The sequence below is a fragment of the Streptomyces sp. NBC_01445 genome, from assembly GCF_035918235.1.
Lineage (GTDB): Bacteria > Actinomycetota > Actinomycetes > Streptomycetales > Streptomycetaceae > Streptomyces.
The window spans coordinates 7,060,111-7,078,571 of record NZ_CP109485.1 but is presented as its reverse complement, the minus strand read 5'-3'; the positions used below and the strand labels follow the sequence as shown (position 1 = coordinate 7,078,571).

The window sequence follows — 18,461 nt, the reverse complement described above, 5'->3', positions numbered from 1 at the left end:
GGGCGCCGCCCTCAATTCCCTTCCACGCGCTACTGCTTGACGACCCTCAGGTCGTCGCACCAGCCACTGCCCTTACCGGTGCGGGTGTAGCAGTAGAGGGTCGCCGAGGTATTGGTGGCGCCCGTGGTGAAGGTGATGCTGCCGGTGCGCCACCCGAACGCGCTGAAGGCGGGAATACGGGTCTCGGCCCCGCCGAAGTTCTTCACTCCCACGGCGAGTTGGGTGTCGTACGCGTCGACCCGCCCCCAGCCGGAGAGCGTGTACGTGGTGTTCGGCGCGACGGTGATCTTCTGCTCGGCCGTGCTCGGGGTCCCCGAGACGCGCAGACTGGAGCCGCCTCCGTGCGGATTCGCGGTGTCGGCCACGACGGCCCCCGAGGGCGCCCAGGGCGAGACACCCGTCTCGAAGCCGGGGTCGGCGACCAGGTTGGTCCCGCCCGAACAGGCGGCGTCATCGAACGCAGAGACCTGGTGGGCGCCGATGTCGGGACGACAGGCGACGGGCGCGGGAGAGCCGAAGTAGTCCTTGCCGCCGGAGCCGGTGGTGACCTGCCCGGCGCCGCGCGCCGGGGATCCGGCCTTCAGCTTGTACCCCGCGGGATCGGCGGAGCCCGGGTCGGCGAGGAGCGGGTCGGCGGTCACCTTGCCGGGGTCGGCGGGCTCGGACGCCGGGTGGTTGCCGTACATGACGTTGTCGCGCCAGGTGTGCTCGGCGGGCTTGCCGCCGTATCCGCCGGTGCCGAGGTTGTAGAAGATGTTGTTGCTCCACAAGGTGGTGGACGCCCCACCACTGCTCTCCACGACCGACGTGGTGGAACCGGCCCCCATGTAGAAGGTGTTGTTGAGGATCTGGGCGGCCGCGTCGCCGACGGCGTACAGGATGCGCGAGCCGTCGTTGACGGAGAGGTTGTAACGCGCGACGGTACCGGCCGTGTCGGCGCCGCTGCCGCAGGCCCCGCAGAGCAGCAGGAAGCCGCCCTCGTTGTCGTGGCTGTAGTTGTACTGGAAGACGGCGCCGCGGGTGCCGAAGTCGGCGTCGAAGGCCATGCCGTCGTTCATGCCCGCCGTGCGGCGCACATGGTGGACCTCGTTGTACTGGAAGACGGTCCCGTCACTGTTGATGGTCCACAGGCCCGCGTTGTTGCCGGCCGAGCGCATCCAGATGTCGTACGCCTCGTTGTGCTCGGCCAGCGCGTCCCGGGTCACGCGGACGACCATGCCGTCGCCGCCGATGTCGTGGATCTTGTTGCCACGGAACACGACACGCGTACTCGCCGTCCACGCGGGACCGCTCGTGCACCCGTAGACGGCTCGGCAGGCCCAGCTGGACTGGGTGGTCAGGCCCTCGCGGTCGACCTTGTAGATCTCGCTGTTCTGGACGAGTACGTCATCGAAGCGGGTCGGCGTCACGGTGCCGGAGACGCGGAACTGGATACCGTTGCTGCTCTTGGTGTCGCCGCCGTTGACGTCGTGGACGTAGACGTCGTCGAGGACGTAGTGGGTGCCGGTGCCGTGGTCGGCGAGCTCGACGAGGATGCCGTTGCGCTCGGCTTCCGTGGCGCCCTTGTTGGTGACCTCCAGACCACGGATCTCCCACTGCTCGACGTTGAGCAGATGGACGGCGGCGTAGACGGTGCCACCGCCCTCGATCACGGGCCGAGCGCTGCCGGAGCCGTAGGGGGCGACCCTGACCGGGGCGGCCGCGGAGCCCGATCCTGCGGGCTTGAGCTGACCGCGGCAGGTGGCTCCGCGCTTGAAGTAGAGCCGGTCGCCGGGGCCGTAGGTGACGGCATTGGCCGCGGCGAGGCTGTTGTAGGGCGCGGCGAGACTGCCGTCGCCGTTCGCCGCGGCGGAACAGTCCACGTAGTAGGGGGTGCTCGCGGACTGCGAGGGGTGGGGCGGATGGCCGGGGTGCGCGGACCCGGCCGCCTGGGCACCCGGCGGGGAGACGAGGGCGGAGGCGGCGAGCGCGAGACCTGCCGCGAGCGTGGTGCAGGCTCTTCGGAGCCCGGATGTAACCGGTACCATTCTTGCTCCTGGGGGTAGGAGAGGTGTTCGGCAAGTACCGTGCCCAGCAAGGTGGTTGAGGTCAATGCCCCTGACGGGAAACGGTTACATTCACAAGACGCATCCCCACCCCCGGACGCCCCGCCCCACTGCCGACACCCCACTCCCGACGCCCCAGCCGCCGCCCCTCAGGCGAGCCGTGAAAGATCCCCCCGCGAAAGCCGCCCGAGCAGCTCCTCACCGCGCGCGAACCGCTCGGCCTCCTCCACCGCGTACAACCCCAGCCGGCGCACCTCGCTGCCCTGCGCGCCCGCCATGTGCGGGGTGACCAGGACATTGGGAAGGGTGAGCAACGGGTGCCCGGCAGGCAGCGGTTCGGGGTCGGTGACATCGAGAAATGCATCAAGCCGGCCCGAGGCGCACTCACGAGCGAGCGCCTCGGTGTCGACGAGTGACCCCCGAGCGGTGTTCACAACGACACCACCGTCAGCCACGAGCTTCAGCATCTCCTCCCCCAGCAACCCCCGCGTCTCGGGCAGTTGAGGCGCGTGCACGCTCACGATGGAGCTGCGCCGGCAGAGCTCGGACAGCTCGACGAGCTCAACGCCGAGCGCGGCGGCATCGCCTTCACTGACGTACGGATCGGTGAGCAGGATCCGATACCCCGCGTCCGAGGCGCGCAGCCCGGCCATCACGCGCCGGCCGATGCGGGAGGCGCCGATGATCCCGACGACGCGACCGTCGGCGCCCTCGCGCGCGGTGAAGCCGGGCCAGCCGCCGGAGTAGTGGGCGGCGACGGGCAGCGCCTTCTTCGCGGCGAAGGTGATCGCGGCGAGCGTGAAGGCGACGACGGGACCCGCGTTGGCGTCGGCGGCGGAGGACACGGTGATGCCGGGCCGCTCCCACAGGGCGTCCGAGACGACGGGCTTTACCGATCCGGCGGCGTGCACGACGGCGCGGAGCCGGGGCGCGTGCGCCAGAACGTCAAAGGTGAGCTGCGGGCAGCCCCAGCCGGTGATCAGCACCTCGACTCCGGAGAGAACCGCGCGGGCCTCGGGGGTGCCGAGCGGCCCGGTCAGCGGAACGGGCGCGAGGTCGGCGCACCGCCCGAGCCGTTGCCGCAGGTCCGACGGGATGACCCGGTCGAGCACCTCGGCGTCCATGGCCAGTGCCGCGATCGGTCGGTGTGCTGCCACGCGCTACCACCCTCCAGCTGCAGATCTCTAGTAACCGGTTACCTCAAGATGCCAGGAGGCTAGGCCCAATCCTGAGAGATGGTCAAGAGATCGGGGAGACAAGGGGGTTGACCCGGCGTAGTAACCGTTTTAGATTCCCGCTCACCTTGTTCCAACGACGGAGGGGTTTCCGTGCCCACGGTGGCGAAGGACAGGCCCGAGACCGAGGCGGTGAAGCCCCCCGGCACCCCGGGCAGCGGGTCAGATACGCACAAACCCAGGCAGGACAGCCTCGGGAAACGGTTTCGGAGCAGCCGCACCTTCCTGCTGCTCATGGTCCCGGGCCTGGCCTACTTCCTGCTGTTCCACTACGGCGCCTTCGTCGGCAACGTCGTGGCGTTCAAGGAGTACGTCCCGTTCGACGGCCTCTGGGCGAGCCCTTGGGTGGGCTTCGAGAACTTCACCCGGATGTTCGGCGACGCCGACTTCTGGCACGCGACGTGGAACACCTTCTACATAGCGGTGCTCCAGCTGACGTTCTTCTTCCCCATCCCCCTGGCCATCGCCCTGCTCCTGCACAGCCTGACGTCGGACTTCCTGCGCCGCTTCGTGCAGTCGGTGGTCTATCTGCCGCACTTCCTGTCCTGGGTGATCGTGGTGGCGCTGTTCCAGCAGGTCCTGTCCGACACAGGCTTGTTGAACTCGTTCCTGGGCGACTCGGGGATCCACACGGTCGACATCATCGGCAACCCGGACGCGTACCGTCCGCTGGTGGTGGCCGAGGTGGTCTGGAAGGACGCCGGCTGGGGAACGATCATCTTCCTCGCGGCGCTGATGCAGGTCGACGAGCAGCAGTACGAGGCGGCGGCGATCGACGGCGCGGGCCCGTGGCGCCGCTTCTGGCACGTCACGCTGCCGTCCATCCGCCCGATCATCGTGCTGCTCCTGATCATGCGGCTCGGCGACATCCTGTCGGTCGGCTTCGAACAGATGCTGCTCCAGCGCCAGTCGGTAGGCCCGGAGGTGGGCGAGGTCCTGGACACCTTCGTGTTCTGGCAGGGAATCGTCGGCGGGGACACCGGATACGCGGCAGCGGCGGGCCTGTTCAAGGGCGTGGTGGGCGCGGTGCTCGTCTTCACGGCGAACCGGGTGGCGCACAAGCTGGGCGAACAGGGGATCTACAAATGACCACAACCACGCACCTCAAAGCCCCCTCGCGTCCGGCGTGGAAGGAAAATCCCAGACCCGCCACCCAGGCAGCCAAAGCGGTCGCGATAACAGTCGTCCTGGCCCTGGTCCTGATCCCGTTCCTGGTGATCATCTCCACGTCACTGGCCTCGAACAAAGAGGTAGTGGCCAACGGCGGCTGGGTCCTGTGGCCCACGGACCCAACCCTGCGGGCGTATCGCAACATCCTCAGCGGCGGGATAGTCACCAAGGCGCTGGGCGTAAGCATCGGCGTAACGCTGACAGGCACCCTGGCGTCCCTGGCATGCACGTCATTCCTGGCCTACGCACTCAGCCGCCCAGGAGTCCTGGGAGGCAAACCGGTCCTCCTCGTCATCCTCTTCACGTTCCTCTTCCCCCCTGGCATGATCCCGGCGTTCCTCCTGGTCAAGGGCCTCGGACTGCAGAACATGTACGCGGCCCTGATAGCCCCCGTCCTGATCAACGTCTTCAACCTGGTGGTCCTGCGGGGCTTCTTCCAGGGAATACCGGAGGAGCTGTACGAGGCGGCGCGCCTGGACGGGGCGGGCGACTGGACGGTGTTCTGGCGGATCGTGCTCCCGCTGTCCAAGGCGGCCCTCGCGGTGGTCGGCCTGTTCTACGCGGTGAGCTACTGGAACGCCTGGTTCAACGCCTCGATCTACCTGGAGTCCGACCACTGGCCGCTCTCCCAGGTCCTGCGCACCTATGTGATCGGCGGCGCGCAGATCAGCGACACGGGTCTCAGTGAGGCCGGCATGGTCTCGGCCCCGCAGACGACGCAGATGGCGGTCCTGGTGATCGCCACCGTCCCGATCCTCCTCGTCTACCCGTTCCTCCAGAAGTACTTCACCAAGGGCGTGCTCACCGGCGCCGTCAAGAGCTAGCCAGCTGCCCACCTTTCCCGAAGGGTCCACTCACGTGTCCGGTTCCTCGATGTCGCGTCGCACCCTGCTGCGTTCCATAGCCGTCGGCGGCGCCGCCCTGGCCGCCCCGTCCTTCCTCACCGCCTGTTCCACCGACTCGGGTGGCGGCGGCTCGGTCTCCAACGCGGGCAAGAAGGCGGCCGCGTGGCCGACGTACACCCCCGCCGCCGGCGCGAAGCCGGACCTGGCGGCCACCGCGGAGGGCGTCCAGGCGGGCTACACCACCTACCCCGCGAAGCTGGTCAAGGCCGTCGCGGAGAAGCCCGGCACGGGCAAGGAGAAGATCAAGGTCCTCTCCATCACCTACGGCACACCCCCGAAGCCGGCGGCGCAGAACAAGCTGTGGGCCGCGATCAACGAAGCGCTGGGCGTGGACGTCGAGTTCACCGTGGTCCCGGACGCGGACTTCCGCACGAAGATGGCGACGCTGTTCGCGGGCGACGACCTGCCGGACATCATCAACATCGGCGGCGGCTACGTCCTGCCGCGCGAGGCGCAGTTCGTGAAGTCCCGCTGCGAGGACCTCACCGAGTACCTGTCGGGCGACGCGGTGAAGGACTACCCGAACCTGGCGGGCATCCCGACGTACGCCTGGCAGGGCATGGGCCGGATCTCGGGCCGGATCTTCGGAGTCCCGGTGGAGCGCCCGAAGCCGCAGGACACGATGTACTTCAGCGGCCAGGCGTTCACGAAGGCGGGCTACAAGCCGGGCATGTCCGCCGACGACTTCACAGCAATGGCGAAGGAAGCAACAACAGCCAAGAAATGGGCCCTGGGCGCCTCGTCAACCGCGTACTTCGGCTTCAAGACGCACGCCACGTGGCACGGCGCGCCGAACCAGTGGCGCATCAAGGACAACAAGGCGACGTTCTTCGCGAGCACGGACGAGTTCAAGACCACGCTCGAGTTCATGTCGAACCTGCGCAAGGCCGGCGTGTACTACCCGGAGGCGACATCCGTCTCGCAGGTGGACCTGAAGACGCAGTTCTGGAACGGCACGGTCCTCTCCATGACGGACGGCTTCCTCTCCTACCCCGGCTCGGCACAAGGCATCAAGAACGCCTTCGACCTGGACGCACTGGTCCCCTACACCCCCAAAGACACCACACCGGGCTACCAGCAGTCGCAGGGCATCTTCGGCTACACGGTGATCAAGAAAGCATCGAAGGACCGCGTGAAGATGATGCTGCGGATCCTCGACTACCTGGCTTCGCCGTTCGGCACCGAGGAGTACGAGCTGGTCCACTTCGGCCTGGAGGGAACGCACTTCAAGCGGGACAAGGACAACAACCCGATCGCGACTCCTCTCGGCCTCGTCGAGTCGAAGGTGAACCTGCCGTTCGTGTACCTGAGCGACGCACCGCAGGTCCTGTACGCGCCGGGCTACGGGGACATCATCGAACGCCTCCACGCGTGGCAGCAGAAGGTGATCCCGATGATGGTGCCGAACGACCGCTGGGGTCTGCAGTCGGACACGTACAACAAGCAGGGCGCGACGCTCGACCAGATCATCAGCGACGGCGTGACGGCCACGGTCACGGGCCGCCGGAAGGTCTCCGACTGGGACGCCGTATACAAGAAGTGGCTCAACCAGGGCGGACAGCAGGCGCTGGAGGAATTCGCCAAGGAGTACGAGGCGGCGCACTGAACGTATGGCATCGTCCATGATGGTCCGGGGCGGCATCGCCCGCCCCGGACAGGCAAGTTGAGGAGAGACAACAGTGGGTGAGCGGGTCACCATCCGTGATGTGGCCGCGCGCGCGGGCGTCTCGGTCGCGACTGTTTCGCGGGTCCTGGCGGGTAACTACCCGACATCGGCGGCCTCGCGCGCCAAGGTCCAAAGAGCGGTCAAGGACCTGGACTACGTGGTCAACGCGCACGCCCGAGCCCTCGCCGGCGCCGGACGCAAGACGATCGCGGTCCTGATGTTCGACGTGGTCAGCTCGTTCTACGCGGCTGTGGCGCAGGGCGTGGAGATGGAAGCGGCCCAGCACAACAGACTCACCCTGGTCTGCTCGACGGGCGGCGACCCGGCCCGCGAACTGGCGCTGGTCCAGATGATGCGGGAACAGGCGGCGGAGGCCGTGGTCCTGGTGGGCGGGGTCATCGAGGACGACGAGTACCGCGAGCGAATGGCGCACTACGCGGAAGCACTCGCGGCGGCGGGCTCGCGCCTGGTCCTGTGCGGCAGACCGGCACCGGCACCCGACGTCCCCGCACTCGTGGTGGAGTACGACAACGGCGCGGGCGCACACGCGATAACGAGCCACCTCCTGGGCGCCGGCCACCGGAAGATCGCGATGATCGGCTACCAGCCGGGCAACACCACCGGCGAGGCCCGGGTAACGGGCTACCTCAGAGCCCTGAACGACCACGGCGTCCCCCGCTCGGACGCGATCCTGCACGGCATCGGCTTCGGCCAGCACCACGGCTACGAGGCAATGCGCGACCTGCTGGACAAGTGCAACGGCAAGCCGGACTTCACGGCGGTCTTCGCGGGCGACGACCGCGTGGCAGCAGCGGCGATCCGCGCACTGGCGGAGGCGGGCCTACGGGTCCCCGAGGACATCTCGGTGGTCGGCTACAACGACGACCCAGTGGCAGCAGACATCACCCCCGGCCTCACCACGGTGCACATCCCGGCAGCGGAAATGGGCCGCACGGCCGTAAGACTGGCCCTGACAGGCACGTCCCGCCCGGGCCAGCAACGCCACCTCCTGGGCACGCACATAGTGATCAGAGACAGCGTCCGCCCCCACCGCCACTGAGCGCCGTACGAGACCTGACCGAAGACAGGTAGTCCCACCGGGCAGTCGGCCGCGTGCGAGACAGGCCGAAAACAGCAAAGTCCCCCGGCGCTCAGCCGCGTACGCGACAGGGCCGGAGACAGCGAAGTCCCACCGGCGCTCAGGCGCGTACGAGACAGGCCGGAGACAGCAAAGTCCCACCGGCCGTGAGACGCCGACGAAACGGGAGGGGACGTGGGGGCATGTGCGCGCGCAGCCACCAGCACCACGCACAGGCAATCAGCTGGCTGACGAAAGCCCATAGAACAGCGAGCACGTACATGCCCCCGCGGCCCCGCACCCAAAAACGCACCTGACAAGCCCACACCGAGCCCGCACCCAAAAACGCACCTGCCGAGCCCGCACCCGAAATCGCACCGAGCCCGCACCCGACAACACACCGCCCGACGACAGCCGGCACCCGAGGACCGAGCGAGACCCACCCCCCTCCACTCCCCGGTCCGAGAGGACATCGCGTCAGTCAGACGATTAAACTGACCCCGTGCCTCAACTACGTCTCGCCCTGAATCAGATCGACTCGACCGTCGGAGATCTCGCCGGGAACGCCGAGGCGATCATCCGCTGGACCAAGCACTCCGCCGAACAGGGAGCGCACCTGGTCGCGTTCCCCGAGATGGTCCTGACCGGCTACCCGGTGGAGGACCTCGCCCTGCGCGAGTCCTTCGTCGAGGCATCCCGCCAGGCACTGACCGCCCTGGCCAGGCGCCTCGCCGACGAGGGCCACGGCGACCTCCCCGTGATCGTCGGCTATCTGGACCGCTCGGAGAAGGCCCAGCCCAAGTACGGCCAGCCCGCAGGCGCCCCCCAGAACGCCGCCGCGGTCCTGCACAACGGCCGGGTCGCCCTGACGTTCGCCAAGCACCACCTCCCGAACTACGGCGTCTTCGACGAGTTCCGCTACTTCGTGCCGGGCGACACGATGCCCGTGATCCGCGTACGCGGAATCGACGTGGCGCTCGCCATCTGCGAGGACCTCTGGCAGGACGGCGGCCGCGTCCCGGCCACCCGAAGCGCCGGCGCCGGCCTCCTGATCTCGATCAACGCGTCGCCGTACGAGCAGAACAAGGACGACACGCGCCTGGACCTGGTGCGCAAGCGCGCCCAGGAGGCGGGCTGCACGCTGGCGTACGTCGCCACCATCGGCGGCCAGGACGAGCTCGTCTTCGACGGCGACTCGATCGTGGTGGACGCCGCGGGCGAAGTAGTGGCCAGGGCGCCCCAGTTCGCGGAGGGTTGCGTGGTCCTGGACCTGGACCTCCCGGCGGCGAAGCCGGAGGCCCCGACGGGGACGGTCGACGACGGCCTGCGCATCGACCACCTGACGATCTCCGAGGATCACGTCCCGGCGTACGAGCCGGAGCTGACGGGCGGCTACGCGGACCGCCTGGACGACGACGAGGAGGTCTACTCGGCGCTGGTCGTGGGCCTGCGCGCCTACGCCGCGAAGAACGGCTTCCGCTCGGTACTGATCGGCCTGTCGGGCGGCATCGACTCGGCGCTGACGGCGGCGATCGCGTGCGACGCGCTGGGCGCGCAGAACGTGTACGGCATCGCGATGCCGTCGAAGTACTCCTCGGACCACTCGAAGGGCGACGCGGCGGAGCTGGCAGACCGCACGGGCCTCAACTTCCGTACGGTGCCGATCGAGCCGATGTTCGACGCATACATGGGGTCGCTGGGCCTGACGGGCCTCGCGGAGGAGAACCTCCAGTCGAGGCTGCGCGGCACGATGCTGATGGCGGTGTCCAACCAGGAGGGCCACATCGTGCTCGCGCCGGGCAACAAGTCCGAGCTGGCGGTGGGCTATTCGACGCTGTACGGCGACTCGGTCGGCGCGTACGGCCCGATCAAGGACGTGTACAAGACGTCGGTCTTCCGGCTGGCAGAGTGGCGCAACCGGGCGGCGGCGGAGCGCGGCCAGACTCCCCCGATCCCGGAGAACTCGATCACGAAGCCGCCGAGCGCGGAGCTGCGCCCGGACCAGGTGGACACGGACTCGCTGCCGGACTACCCGGTGCTGGACGCGATCCTGGAGCTGTACGTGGACCGGGACAGGGGCGCGGACGCGATTGTGGCGGCCGGGTTCGACGCGGACCTGGTGACGAGGACACTGCGGATGGTGGACACGGCGGAGTACAAGAGGCGCCAATACCCGCCGGGCACGAAGATCTCGGCAAAGGGCTTCGGCAAGGACCGCCGTCTGCCGATCACGAACAGGTGGCGGGAGTCGGCGTAGCAGTCACCGCCCCAGCCCCCGACCCCCAAGCCCAAGCCCCGGAGCCCACCCGTCACATCACCGACGACGAGTGGGCTCCCCGGCGTCCTGAGCCGGAGACACGGCATCGGGCAGATGCGAGGCCACGAGGAGCCCGTGCCCCGTCGCGGCGGAAGGGGCAGCGCCCCGGGACCGACGCAGGTCGACCCCATAGGCAACCCCGGCCACCCCGATCCCGAGGACGGCGAGCGCGGCCCCGGCGACCGCGGGGGACGTAAGCCCGAACCCGGCGGCGAGGGCGAGCCCGCCGATCCAGGCGCCGCCGGCGTTGGCGAGGTTGAAGGCGGCCTGGTTGGCGGAGGAGGCGAGGGAGGGTGCGGCCGAGGCCTTCTCCATGACCATGAGCTGAAGCGGGGACCCGGTGGTGAAGGCAGCCATACCGAGCAGCACGACGGCGACCCCGGCACTCCACTCGGCCCGCATCAGCACAGGGAACAGCGCAAGCACCACAACGAGCGAGACGAGCCCGCCGAACAGAGTCCCGCGCAGGGAGCGATCGGCGAGCCGCCCGCCGAGCAGATTCCCGGCGGTGGCGCCGACGCCGAACAGGGCGAGGAGCAGCGTGACGCTCGCCTCGGCGAACCCGGCGGTGCCGGTGAGCATCGGCGTGACATAGCTGTACGCGGCGAAGAGCGCGCCGAACCCGGCGACGGTGGTGCCGAGGGAGAGCCACACGGGCAGGGAGCCGAGCGCCTTGAGCTCACCGCGCAGCCCGCCGCTCTCGCCGTGGCCGTGGTCGGCGGGGACGAGGAGCAGGAGTGCGGCTATCGCGGCGAGCCCGATGGCGCTGACGGCGAGGAACGTGGCGCGCCAGCCGAGCTGCTGGCCCATGAGCGTGGCGATGGGGACGCCGATGACGTTGGCGACGGTGAGGCCGAGGAACATCAGGGACACCGAGCGGGCCTTGCGCTCGGGCGCGACGAGCGAGGTGGCCACGACGGCGCCGACGCCGAAGAAGGCGCCGTGCGGCAGCCCGCTGACGAAGCGCGCGGCCATGAGCAGGTGATAGTCGGGCGCGGCGGCGGACACGGCGTTACCGGCGACGAAGAGCACCATGAGCCCGACGAGGACGCGTCGGCGGGGCATGCGCGCGGTGAGGGCGGCCAGGAGCGGGGCGCCGATGACGACGCCGAGGGCGTACGCGGAGACGAGGTGGCCGGCGGAGGGGATGGAGATGTGCAGATCGTCGGCGACGTTGGGCAGGAGGCCCATCATCACGAACTCGGTGGTGCCGATGCCGAAGGCGCCCACGGCGAGGGCGAGCAGGGCCAGGGGCATGAAAAAGGGGACCTTCCACGGGAAGACGGGCGGGAGACGCGGGAATTTGTAAGTTTACGCGCGGAACAAACTCTCCCGTGCCAAGTATCCCGTGAGGTGAGGCCCCGGTTTCCACCGAGTCAACAACGGGTGTGGGGAGCGAACGCCGACGTCAGGACCGGGTGAGATCAACCTTCGCCGCGATCGGCAGATGATCGCTGCCGGTCTCGGGCAGCGTCCACGATGTGACCGGCTCGACACCCTTGACCATGATCTGGTCGATACGGGCCATGGGGAACGAGGCCGGCCAGCTGAACCCGAACCCACTGCCGGCGGCACCCTGCGTGGACCGCATCTGGGACGTCACGCCGTTCAGCGCACGGTCGTTCATCGTGCCGTTGAGGTCGCCCAGCAGGATGACCTTGTCGAGCGTCTCGTCGGAGATGGCCTCGCCGAGCGCGTCGGCGGAGGTGTCGCGCTGGCTTGCGGTGAATCCGGCGTGGATCTTGACCCGGACCGACGGCAGGTGCGCGACGAACACGGCGACATCGCCCTGGGGCGTGGCGACGGTGGTGCGCATGGCGCGCGTCCAGCCGAGCTGGATGTCGACGGGCCGCGTCCCGCTCAGCGGGTACTTGCTCCACAGCCCGACGGTGCCGGCGACGGAGTGGTACGGATACGTCTTCGCGAGCGCCTTCCCGTAGACGGGAACGGCGTCGGCCGTCAGCTCCTCCAGGGCGACGACCTGCGCCCCGGAGGCGGCGATGGCGTCGGCGGTGCCGGTCGGGTCGGGGTTCTCCGCGTTGACGTTGTGCGTGGCGACGGTCAGGTCGCCGCCGCCGGCGGTCTTGTCGGTGAGGAGCCCGCCGAAGAGGTTGAGCCAGACGATGGCCGGGACCAGGACCGCGATCAGGGCCGTCGCGGATTTCCGTACGACGGCCAGGACGAGCAGGACGGGCACGAACACGCCGAGCCAGGGAAGGAAGGTCTCGGTGAGGGAGCCCAGGTTTCCGAGGGTGTTGGGGATCTGCGCGTGGAAGAGCATGACGAGCGCGACCAGAACGGCCAGTACCGCGAGGACCACCCCGCGGCGCCAGATCCCCCGGTCACCGCGCCACCCGCCGGTCAGGCGGCGCAGCGGGTCTCTGGAAGGCCGGTGCCCCGAGCCGCCGCCACCCGTTTCCGTCCTGAACCCCTGCGCCATACCGTCGTCGCCTCACTGCCCTGCCGTGCACACCGACCTCGCCCTGAAACCCTAGGGGATGATCGGCGCCCTCCTCGCCGTCCACGACGGCCGTACGGGCACGAGGACGAGCACAGTGGCGCGCGGGGTTCCGGTTCGGCGGCACGCATGGGGCCTCTGTGACGAAACGCGCACATTCAGTCCGGTGGCCCCGCAGCTTCAGTCCTGTGGCCGCAGCCCGGCGAGTGCGCAGTCGACGATCTGCTCGGAGAGGTCGTCGGCGAGCGGCGCGTCGGGCCGGATGATCGTGCGCAGCAGCATCGGCCCGACGATGAAGTCGTTGATGAGCTCTATGTCGACGTCGGCGCGCAGCTCACCGTTCTCGACGCCGCGCCGCAGCACGTCGAACATGACGCGGCGGCGCGGCTCGATCACGGTGTCGTGGTACGCGTCCCAGAGCTTCGGCAGGCTCTTCATCTGCGCGAAGACGTTGTGCAGCAGGGCCGAGGAGCGAAGGGAGACGCCGCGCCTGCGCAGGTGCTCCAGGAGGCTGATCAGGTCGTCGCGCACCGAGGTGCCCGGCAGCTCGGGATCGGGCTCCTCCATGATGCGCAGGACCTCGACGAAGAGCTCCTCCTTGCCGGCCCAGCGCCGGTAGATGGTCGCCTTGCCGACGCCGGCGGTGCGGGCGATCCGCTCGATGGACAGGTCGGTGAGCGGGACGCCGTCCTCGATCAGCTTGAGGACGCCCTCGACGATGGCCCGCTCGACGGCCTCGCTGCGCGGGCGCCCCCGCACCGCGCGCCCCGCATCCACGTCCACGACCACTCCGCCTCTCCGCCTTCCCGCAGCCTTGCGTACCGGCGATTGTCTCAGCCGGTCACTGGCCTGCCACGACGGGTGCAGGTCAGCGACCCGCCCCGACGGTCTCCTCCGTGCTCTCCTCGGCCGGGGTCCGCGGCGGGCGCCCCGGCAGGAACAGGATGGTGACGACGGCGCTCACCAGCGCGATACCGGCCCCGCACACGGCGGTCACGTGCATGGCGTGCAGGAAGGAGTCGTTGGCCGCGCCGACCAGCGCGTCGCCGCGCGGGCCGAGCTTCGCCGCCACGCCGATGGTGGCCTCGATGGACTCGCCCGCCGTGTGCCGCAGTCCGGCGGGCAGCAGGCCGAGCTTGTCCTCGATGCCGCTGCGGTACGCGGTGGACAGCACGGAACCGAGTACGGCGATGCCCAGGGCGCCGCCGACCTGCCGGAACGTGTTGCTCAGCGCGGACGCGGAGCCCGCCTTCTCGCGCGGCAGGGCCTGCATGATGACGACGCTGGTGGGGGTCATGACGTGCGCCATGCCCATACCCATGAGGAAGAAGATGACTTCCAGGATCCAGATGGGCGTGTCCGCGTCGAGGATCGTGAACGCGGCGAGCATCGCGGCGAGGATCACCAGGCCGCCGGTCGTCGTGGCGCGCACTCCGAAGCGGTCGACGACGAGCCGGGCCCGCGGCGCGAAGATCAGCTGGGCGGCGGCGAGCGGCAGCATCAGGAGGCCGGTCTGCAGCGGCGAGTAGCCGCGCACGCTCTGGGTGTAGAAGACCGAGAAGAAGGTGACGCCCATCAGCGCGAAGAAGACGAGCGCGATGGCGGCGATCGCCGCGGAGAACACCTTGTTCTTGAAGTACGTGATGTCGATCGACGGGTGGTCGCTGCGCTTCTCGTACAGGACGAAGCCGACGAGGACGACGAGTCCGGCCGCGATGGTCAGCAGGACCGCCGGGTCCGTGAAGTCGGCGAGCTGACCGCCCTTGATGATGCCGTAGACGAGCAGGACGAGGCCGACGACGGAGAGGGCGACGCCCACCAGGTCGATACGGCCGGGCTTGGGGTCGCGGGAGTCCGGCACGAGAGCCAGCATCAGGACGACCGCGATGATCACGATCGGCACGTTGACCAGGAAGACCGAGCCCCACCAGAAGTGGTCGAGGAGCAGGCCGCCGGTGATGGGGCCGATCGCGATGGCGATGCCGACGCCGCCCGCCCAGATGCCGATGGCCTTGGGCTGCTCGTCCCGCTCGAAGACGTTCATGAGGATGGCCAGCGTCGCCGGCATCACGAAGGCGGCGCCGATGCCCATGATCGCCCGGAAGATGATGAGCTGGACCGGCGAGCCGGACTCGGCGGCGAGGGCGGAGCCGAGGCCGAAGACGACGAGGCCGAAGACCAGCACCTTCTTGCGCCCGAGCCGGTCACCGAGCAGACCCGCGGTGAAGAGAAGTCCGGCGAAGACCAGCGTGTAGGCGTTGATCGCCCACTCCAGCTCGCCCTGCGTGGCTCCGAGGCCCACGGGGGGCGGGGTCGAGATCGTCTTGATCGCGACGTTCAGGATGGAGTTGTCGAGCACGACTATCAGCAGGCTGAGCATCAGCACGCCGAGGATCGCCCATCGGCGGCGGTGCACAGCCTCCGGTATGCGCGGCGATTCGGGAACGGCAGGAGTGGTCATGGGACTTACCCTAGGGCAGTTTCGATACGAGACCGTCTCGTATTGGAATCCTTAGGAAGACTTTACGAACCCGACGGGCGACCCGCTCACGGGGTGACCCGATCGGCGGCCACCCCCCTAGCCATTCCTCGGCACGCGGTGCCACCATGGAGGGGATCCGGGGACGCCGTAAGGGTGCCTCGAGACAACAGAAGGAGCCGTTGCGATGACGCAGCTTTCGGCTGCCCAGAACAACCCCGACAGCAGCAACAGCGGCAGCAAGGCGCTGTACGGGGGCAAGAGCAACCGGCGCATCACGGTGCGCGACATCACGCTCGCCAAGGAACGCGGCGAGAAGTGGCCCATGCTCACGGCCTACGACGCGATGACCGCGTCCGTCTTCGACGAGGCCGGCATCCCGGTCATGCTCGTCGGCGACTCCGCGGGCAACTGTCACCTCGGGTACGAGACCACCGTGCCCGTCACCCTCGACGAGATGACGATGCTCTCGGCCGCCGTCGTACGGGGCACCAAGCGCGCCCTCATCGTCGGTGACCTCCCCTTCGGCTCGTACCAGGAGGGCCCCGTACAGGCCCTGCGGTCCGCGACGCGTCTGGTCAAGGAGGCCGGGGTCGGCGCCGTGAAGCTGGAGGGCGGCGAGCGCTCGCTGGCCCAGACCGAGCTGCTCGTGCAGTCCGGCATCCCGGTCATGTCCCACCTGGGCCTCACCCCGCAGTCCGTGAATACCATGGGGTACCGCGTCCAGGGCCGCGGCGACGAGGACGCGCACCGACTGCTGCGTGACGCCAAGGCCGCCCAGGACGCCGGCGCCTTCGCCGTCGTCCTCGAACTGGTCCCGGCCGAACTGGCCGCCGAGGTCACCCGGTCCCTGAACATCCCGACCGTCGGCATCGGCGCGGGCGCCGAGTGCGACGCCCAGGTCCTCGTGTGGACCGACATGCTCGGCCTCACCGGCGGCAAGATGCCGCGCTTCGTGAAGCAGTACGCGGATCTGCGCGGCGTCATGGGCGAGGCGGCGAAGGCGTTCGCACAGGACGTGGTCGGCGGAACGTTCCCCCAGGAGGAGCACTCGGTCCACTGACCCGGACCACCACCTGAACCAAAGTGGCACCACAGCGGCTCGCCGATCTTCCCCCGTCGGCGGGCTGCTGCCGTTCCGCCGCCCTTCTGAACTGCCCGTCCGTCGCCGTTCTGTAGGTGCCGTACACGGGGCTGTCGGCCGCCTGTCGGTGGATTGTCGGTGGCACCTGGCACCTTGTACGTCATGACGCGAATCGACAAGAAGACCTCACACAGTGACGTCGGCGGCCGGACGGCCTCCGTCACCGTGCGGGGGCTGGTCAAGCACTACGGCGAGACCAAGGCGCTGGACGGCGTGGACCTGGACGTGCACGAGGGCACGGTCATGGGCGTGCTCGGTCCGAACGGCGCCGGCAAGACCACGCTCGTCCGCTGCCTGTCCACCCTCATCACCCCCGACTCGGGCTCGGCCTTCGTCGCCGGGTACGACGTGGCGAAGCAGCCCCGGCAGCTGCGCCGCGTGATAGGCCTCACCGGCCAGTACGCCGCGGTCGACGAGAAGCTCTCCGGCCGCGAGAACCTGTACATGATCGGCCGCCTCCTCGACCTGTCCCGCAAGGAGTCCCGCTCCCGCGCCGACGCGCTCCTGGAGCGGTTCTCCCTCACCGAGGCCGCCACGCGCCCGGCGAAGACGTACTCCGGCGGCATGCGCCGCAGGCTCGACCTCGCCGCGTCGATGATCGGCAGCCCGGCCGTCCTCTACCTGGACGAGCCGACGACCGGCCTCGACCCCCGCACGCGCAACGAGGTGTGGGCCGAGGTCAGGCGCATGGTCAACGACGGCGTCACGGTCCTCCTCACCACCCAGTACATGGAGGAGGCCGAGCAGCTCGCCAACGAGCTGACGGTCATCGACCGCGGGAAGGTCATCGCGGGCGGCGCCATCGACGAGCTCAAGGCGAAGGTCGGCGGCCGCACCCTGCGCATCCGCCCGGCCGACCCGCTGGAGCTGCGCCCGCTGGCCGCCGCCCTCGACGACATGGGCCTCACGGGCCTCGCCACGTCGACGGTGGACACCGAGGCCGGCACCGTCCTGGTCCCGATCCTCAGCGACGAGCAGCTCACCGCCGTGGTCGGCGCGGTCACCGCGCGCGGCATCACGATCGGCTCGATCGCCACCGAACTGCCCAGTCTGGACGAGGTGTTCCTGTCCATCACCGGCCAGAAGGCCAGTGCCCCGCAGGACGACACCCGTACCTCCGAGCTCGAAGGGGCCGCCGTATGAGCGCCACCACGCTGACGCCTCCCCTGAATCTCGAGGCCGACTCGCGCATCTCCCTGCGCTCCCACATCCGTCACACCGGCGCGCTCGTCCGCCGCAATCTGCTGTGGATCCGCCAGGACCCGGAGTCGATGTTCGACGCGGTCCTGATGCCGATCGTCTTCACGCTCCTGTTCGTGTACGTCTTCGGCGGCTCCATCGGCCAGGCGCTCGGCGGCGGCCAGGACCAGTACGTGCAGTACGTGGTCCCGGGCATGATGGCGATGATGAGCATGAACATCGCCATGGCGGTGGGCACGGGGTTCAACCAGGACTTCCAGAACGGCATCATGGACCGGTTCCGGACCCTGCCGATCGGTCAGGGCTCGGTCCTCTTCGCCAAGATCGTGGTGGAGCTGATGCGGCTCCTCATCGCGACGACCATCATGATGATCGTCGGCCTTCTGGTGGGCTTCGACATCACGAACTGGCCCGGCCTGTTCGCCGCCGTGGGCCTCACCGCCCTCTTCGGCACGTCCATCATGTGGATCTTCCTGGTACTCGGCGTCGTGATGAAGAGCGCCCAGGCCGTGCAGGGCATGGGCTTCCTGGTCCTGATGCCGCTGCAGTTCGGTTCGTCGATCTTCGCGCCGACGCAGTCGATGCCGGGCTGGCTCCAGGCCTTCACCGACTACAACCCGCTCTCCTCGCTCGCGGACTCCGCGCGCGGCCTGATGGTGGGCGGCCCGGTGGCGCACGACGTGTGGGTGACGGTGATCTGGTCCGCGGTCCTCACGCTCGTGATGGCTCCGATCGCCATCCACAAGTTCCGCACCAAGAACTGA

Annotated in this window: 14 protein-coding genes; 8 read left to right on the top strand and 6 right to left on the bottom strand. The window is 69.0% G+C overall.

Annotated features, from left to right (window positions below):
* Positions 1-29: 29 nt before the first annotated feature.
* Together OG574_RS32200 and OG574_RS32195 are read right to left on the bottom strand one after the other, a co-directional pair.
* Positions 30-2,027, bottom strand: a complete 1,998-nt coding sequence (locus OG574_RS32200) for a carbohydrate binding domain-containing protein (protein ID WP_326776070.1) — start codon at positions 2,025-2,027, stop codon at positions 30-32.
* 167 nt (positions 2,028-2,194) lie between these two features.
* On the bottom strand, positions 2,195-3,169 hold the full coding sequence (locus OG574_RS32195; RefSeq protein ID WP_326778701.1) for a hydroxyacid dehydrogenase: 975 nt from the start codon (positions 3,167-3,169) through the stop codon (positions 2,195-2,197).
* 345 nt (positions 3,170-3,514) lie between these two features.
* Here OG574_RS32195 and OG574_RS32190 point away from each other — a divergent pair, with 345 nt between their 5' ends.
* The 5 genes from OG574_RS32190 to OG574_RS32170 all read left to right on the top strand — a co-directional run bounded on the left by OG574_RS32190 (position 3,515) and on the right by OG574_RS32170 (position 10,356).
* Positions 3,515-4,369, top strand: coding sequence for an ABC transporter permease (locus OG574_RS32190; protein ID WP_326778700.1), 855 nt, complete (start codon positions 3,515-3,517; stop codon positions 4,367-4,369).
* Positions 4,366-5,274, top strand: coding sequence for a carbohydrate ABC transporter permease (locus OG574_RS32185; protein WP_326776069.1), 909 nt, complete (start codon positions 4,366-4,368; stop codon positions 5,272-5,274). Before OG574_RS32190 ends, OG574_RS32185 begins: the two co-directional genes overlap by 4 nt.
* A 49-nt stretch (positions 5,275-5,323) precedes the next feature.
* Entirely contained in the window at positions 5,324-6,961 is a 1,638-nt protein-coding gene (locus OG574_RS32180) for a sugar ABC transporter substrate-binding protein (protein ID WP_326776068.1), read from the top strand.
* A gap of 73 nt (positions 6,962-7,034) precedes the next feature.
* Positions 7,035-8,081 (top strand): LacI family DNA-binding transcriptional regulator, encoded by a 1,047-nt coding sequence (locus OG574_RS32175; RefSeq protein WP_100592069.1) that lies wholly within the window; start codon positions 7,035-7,037, stop codon positions 8,079-8,081.
* Positions 8,082-8,601: 520 nt separating this feature from the next.
* On the top strand, positions 8,602-10,356 hold the full coding sequence (locus tag OG574_RS32170; protein ID WP_326776067.1) for an NAD+ synthase: 1,755 nt from the start codon (positions 8,602-8,604) through the stop codon (positions 10,354-10,356).
* Between the two features lie 57 nt (positions 10,357-10,413).
* Here OG574_RS32170 and OG574_RS32165 read toward each other — a convergent pair whose 3' ends face one another.
* The 4 genes from OG574_RS32165 to OG574_RS32150 all read right to left on the bottom strand — a co-directional run bounded on the left by OG574_RS32165 (position 10,414) and on the right by OG574_RS32150 (position 15,335).
* Positions 10,414-11,673: an MFS transporter gene (locus tag OG574_RS32165; protein ID WP_326776066.1), complete on the bottom strand. Its 1,260-nt coding sequence runs from the start codon at positions 11,671-11,673 to the stop codon at positions 10,414-10,416.
* A 151-nt stretch (positions 11,674-11,824) separates the two neighbouring features.
* Positions 11,825-12,856 carry an endonuclease/exonuclease/phosphatase family protein gene (locus OG574_RS32160; protein WP_326776065.1) on the bottom strand — a complete coding sequence of 344 codons (1,032 nt, stop codon included), beginning with the start codon at positions 12,854-12,856 and terminating at the stop codon, positions 11,825-11,827.
* 198 nt (positions 12,857-13,054) lie between these two features.
* Positions 13,055-13,657 (bottom strand): TetR/AcrR family transcriptional regulator, encoded by a 603-nt coding sequence (locus OG574_RS32155; RefSeq protein WP_326776064.1) that lies wholly within the window; start codon positions 13,655-13,657, stop codon positions 13,055-13,057.
* An 85-nt stretch (positions 13,658-13,742) separates the two neighbouring features.
* A complete protein-coding gene (locus OG574_RS32150; RefSeq protein WP_326776063.1) occupies positions 13,743-15,335 on the bottom strand; it encodes an MFS transporter in 1,593 nt (530 codons plus the stop codon).
* A 205-nt stretch (positions 15,336-15,540) separates the two neighbouring features.
* Here OG574_RS32150 and panB point away from each other — a divergent pair, with 205 nt between their 5' ends.
* The 3 genes from panB (at position 15,541) to OG574_RS32135 (ending at position 18,461) form a co-directional block, all read left to right on the top strand.
* A complete protein-coding gene (gene panB, locus OG574_RS32145; protein ID WP_100592063.1) occupies positions 15,541-16,416 on the top strand; it encodes a 3-methyl-2-oxobutanoate hydroxymethyltransferase in 876 nt (291 codons plus the stop codon).
* A 183-nt stretch (positions 16,417-16,599) separates the two neighbouring features.
* Positions 16,600-17,640: an ATP-binding cassette domain-containing protein gene (locus OG574_RS32140; protein WP_100592062.1), complete on the top strand. Its 1,041-nt coding sequence runs from the start codon at positions 16,600-16,602 to the stop codon at positions 17,638-17,640.
* A complete protein-coding gene (locus OG574_RS32135) occupies positions 17,637-18,461 on the top strand; it encodes an ABC transporter permease (protein WP_100592061.1) in 825 nt (274 codons plus the stop codon). The genes OG574_RS32140 and OG574_RS32135 overlap by 4 nt, the downstream gene beginning before the upstream one ends.

Bases quoted from the DNA above. Each gene is read 5' to 3' on its own strand.
- OG574_RS32135 (WP_100592061.1), top strand. From the start codon at position 17,637: ATGAGCGCCACCACGCTGACGCCTCCCCTGAATCTCGAGGCCGACTCG.
- OG574_RS32140 (WP_100592062.1), top strand. From the start codon at position 16,600: ATGACGCGAATCGACAAGAAGACCTCACACAGTGACGTCGGCGGCCGG.
- OG574_RS32200 (WP_326776070.1), bottom strand. From the start codon at position 2,027: ATGGTACCGGTTACATCCGGGCTCCGAAGAGCCTGCACCACGCTCGCG.
- OG574_RS32195 (WP_326778701.1), bottom strand. From the start codon at position 3,169: ATGGACGCCGAGGTGCTCGACCGGGTCATCCCGTCGGACCTGCGGCAA.
- OG574_RS32160 (WP_326776065.1), bottom strand. From the start codon at position 12,856: ATGGCGCAGGGGTTCAGGACGGAAACGGGTGGCGGCGGCTCGGGGCAC.
- OG574_RS32180 (WP_326776068.1), top strand. From the start codon at position 5,324: ATGTCGCGTCGCACCCTGCTGCGTTCCATAGCCGTCGGCGGCGCCGCC.
- panB (WP_100592063.1), top strand. From the start codon at position 15,541: ATGACGCAGCTTTCGGCTGCCCAGAACAACCCCGACAGCAGCAACAGC.
- OG574_RS32190 (WP_326778700.1), top strand. From the start codon at position 3,515: ATGGTCCCGGGCCTGGCCTACTTCCTGCTGTTCCACTACGGCGCCTTC.
- OG574_RS32185 (WP_326776069.1), top strand. From the start codon at position 4,366: ATGACCACAACCACGCACCTCAAAGCCCCCTCGCGTCCGGCGTGGAAG.
- OG574_RS32165 (WP_326776066.1), bottom strand. From the start codon at position 11,673: ATGCCCCTGGCCCTGCTCGCCCTCGCCGTGGGCGCCTTCGGCATCGGC.
- OG574_RS32150 (WP_326776063.1), bottom strand. From the start codon at position 15,335: ATGACCACTCCTGCCGTTCCCGAATCGCCGCGCATACCGGAGGCTGTG.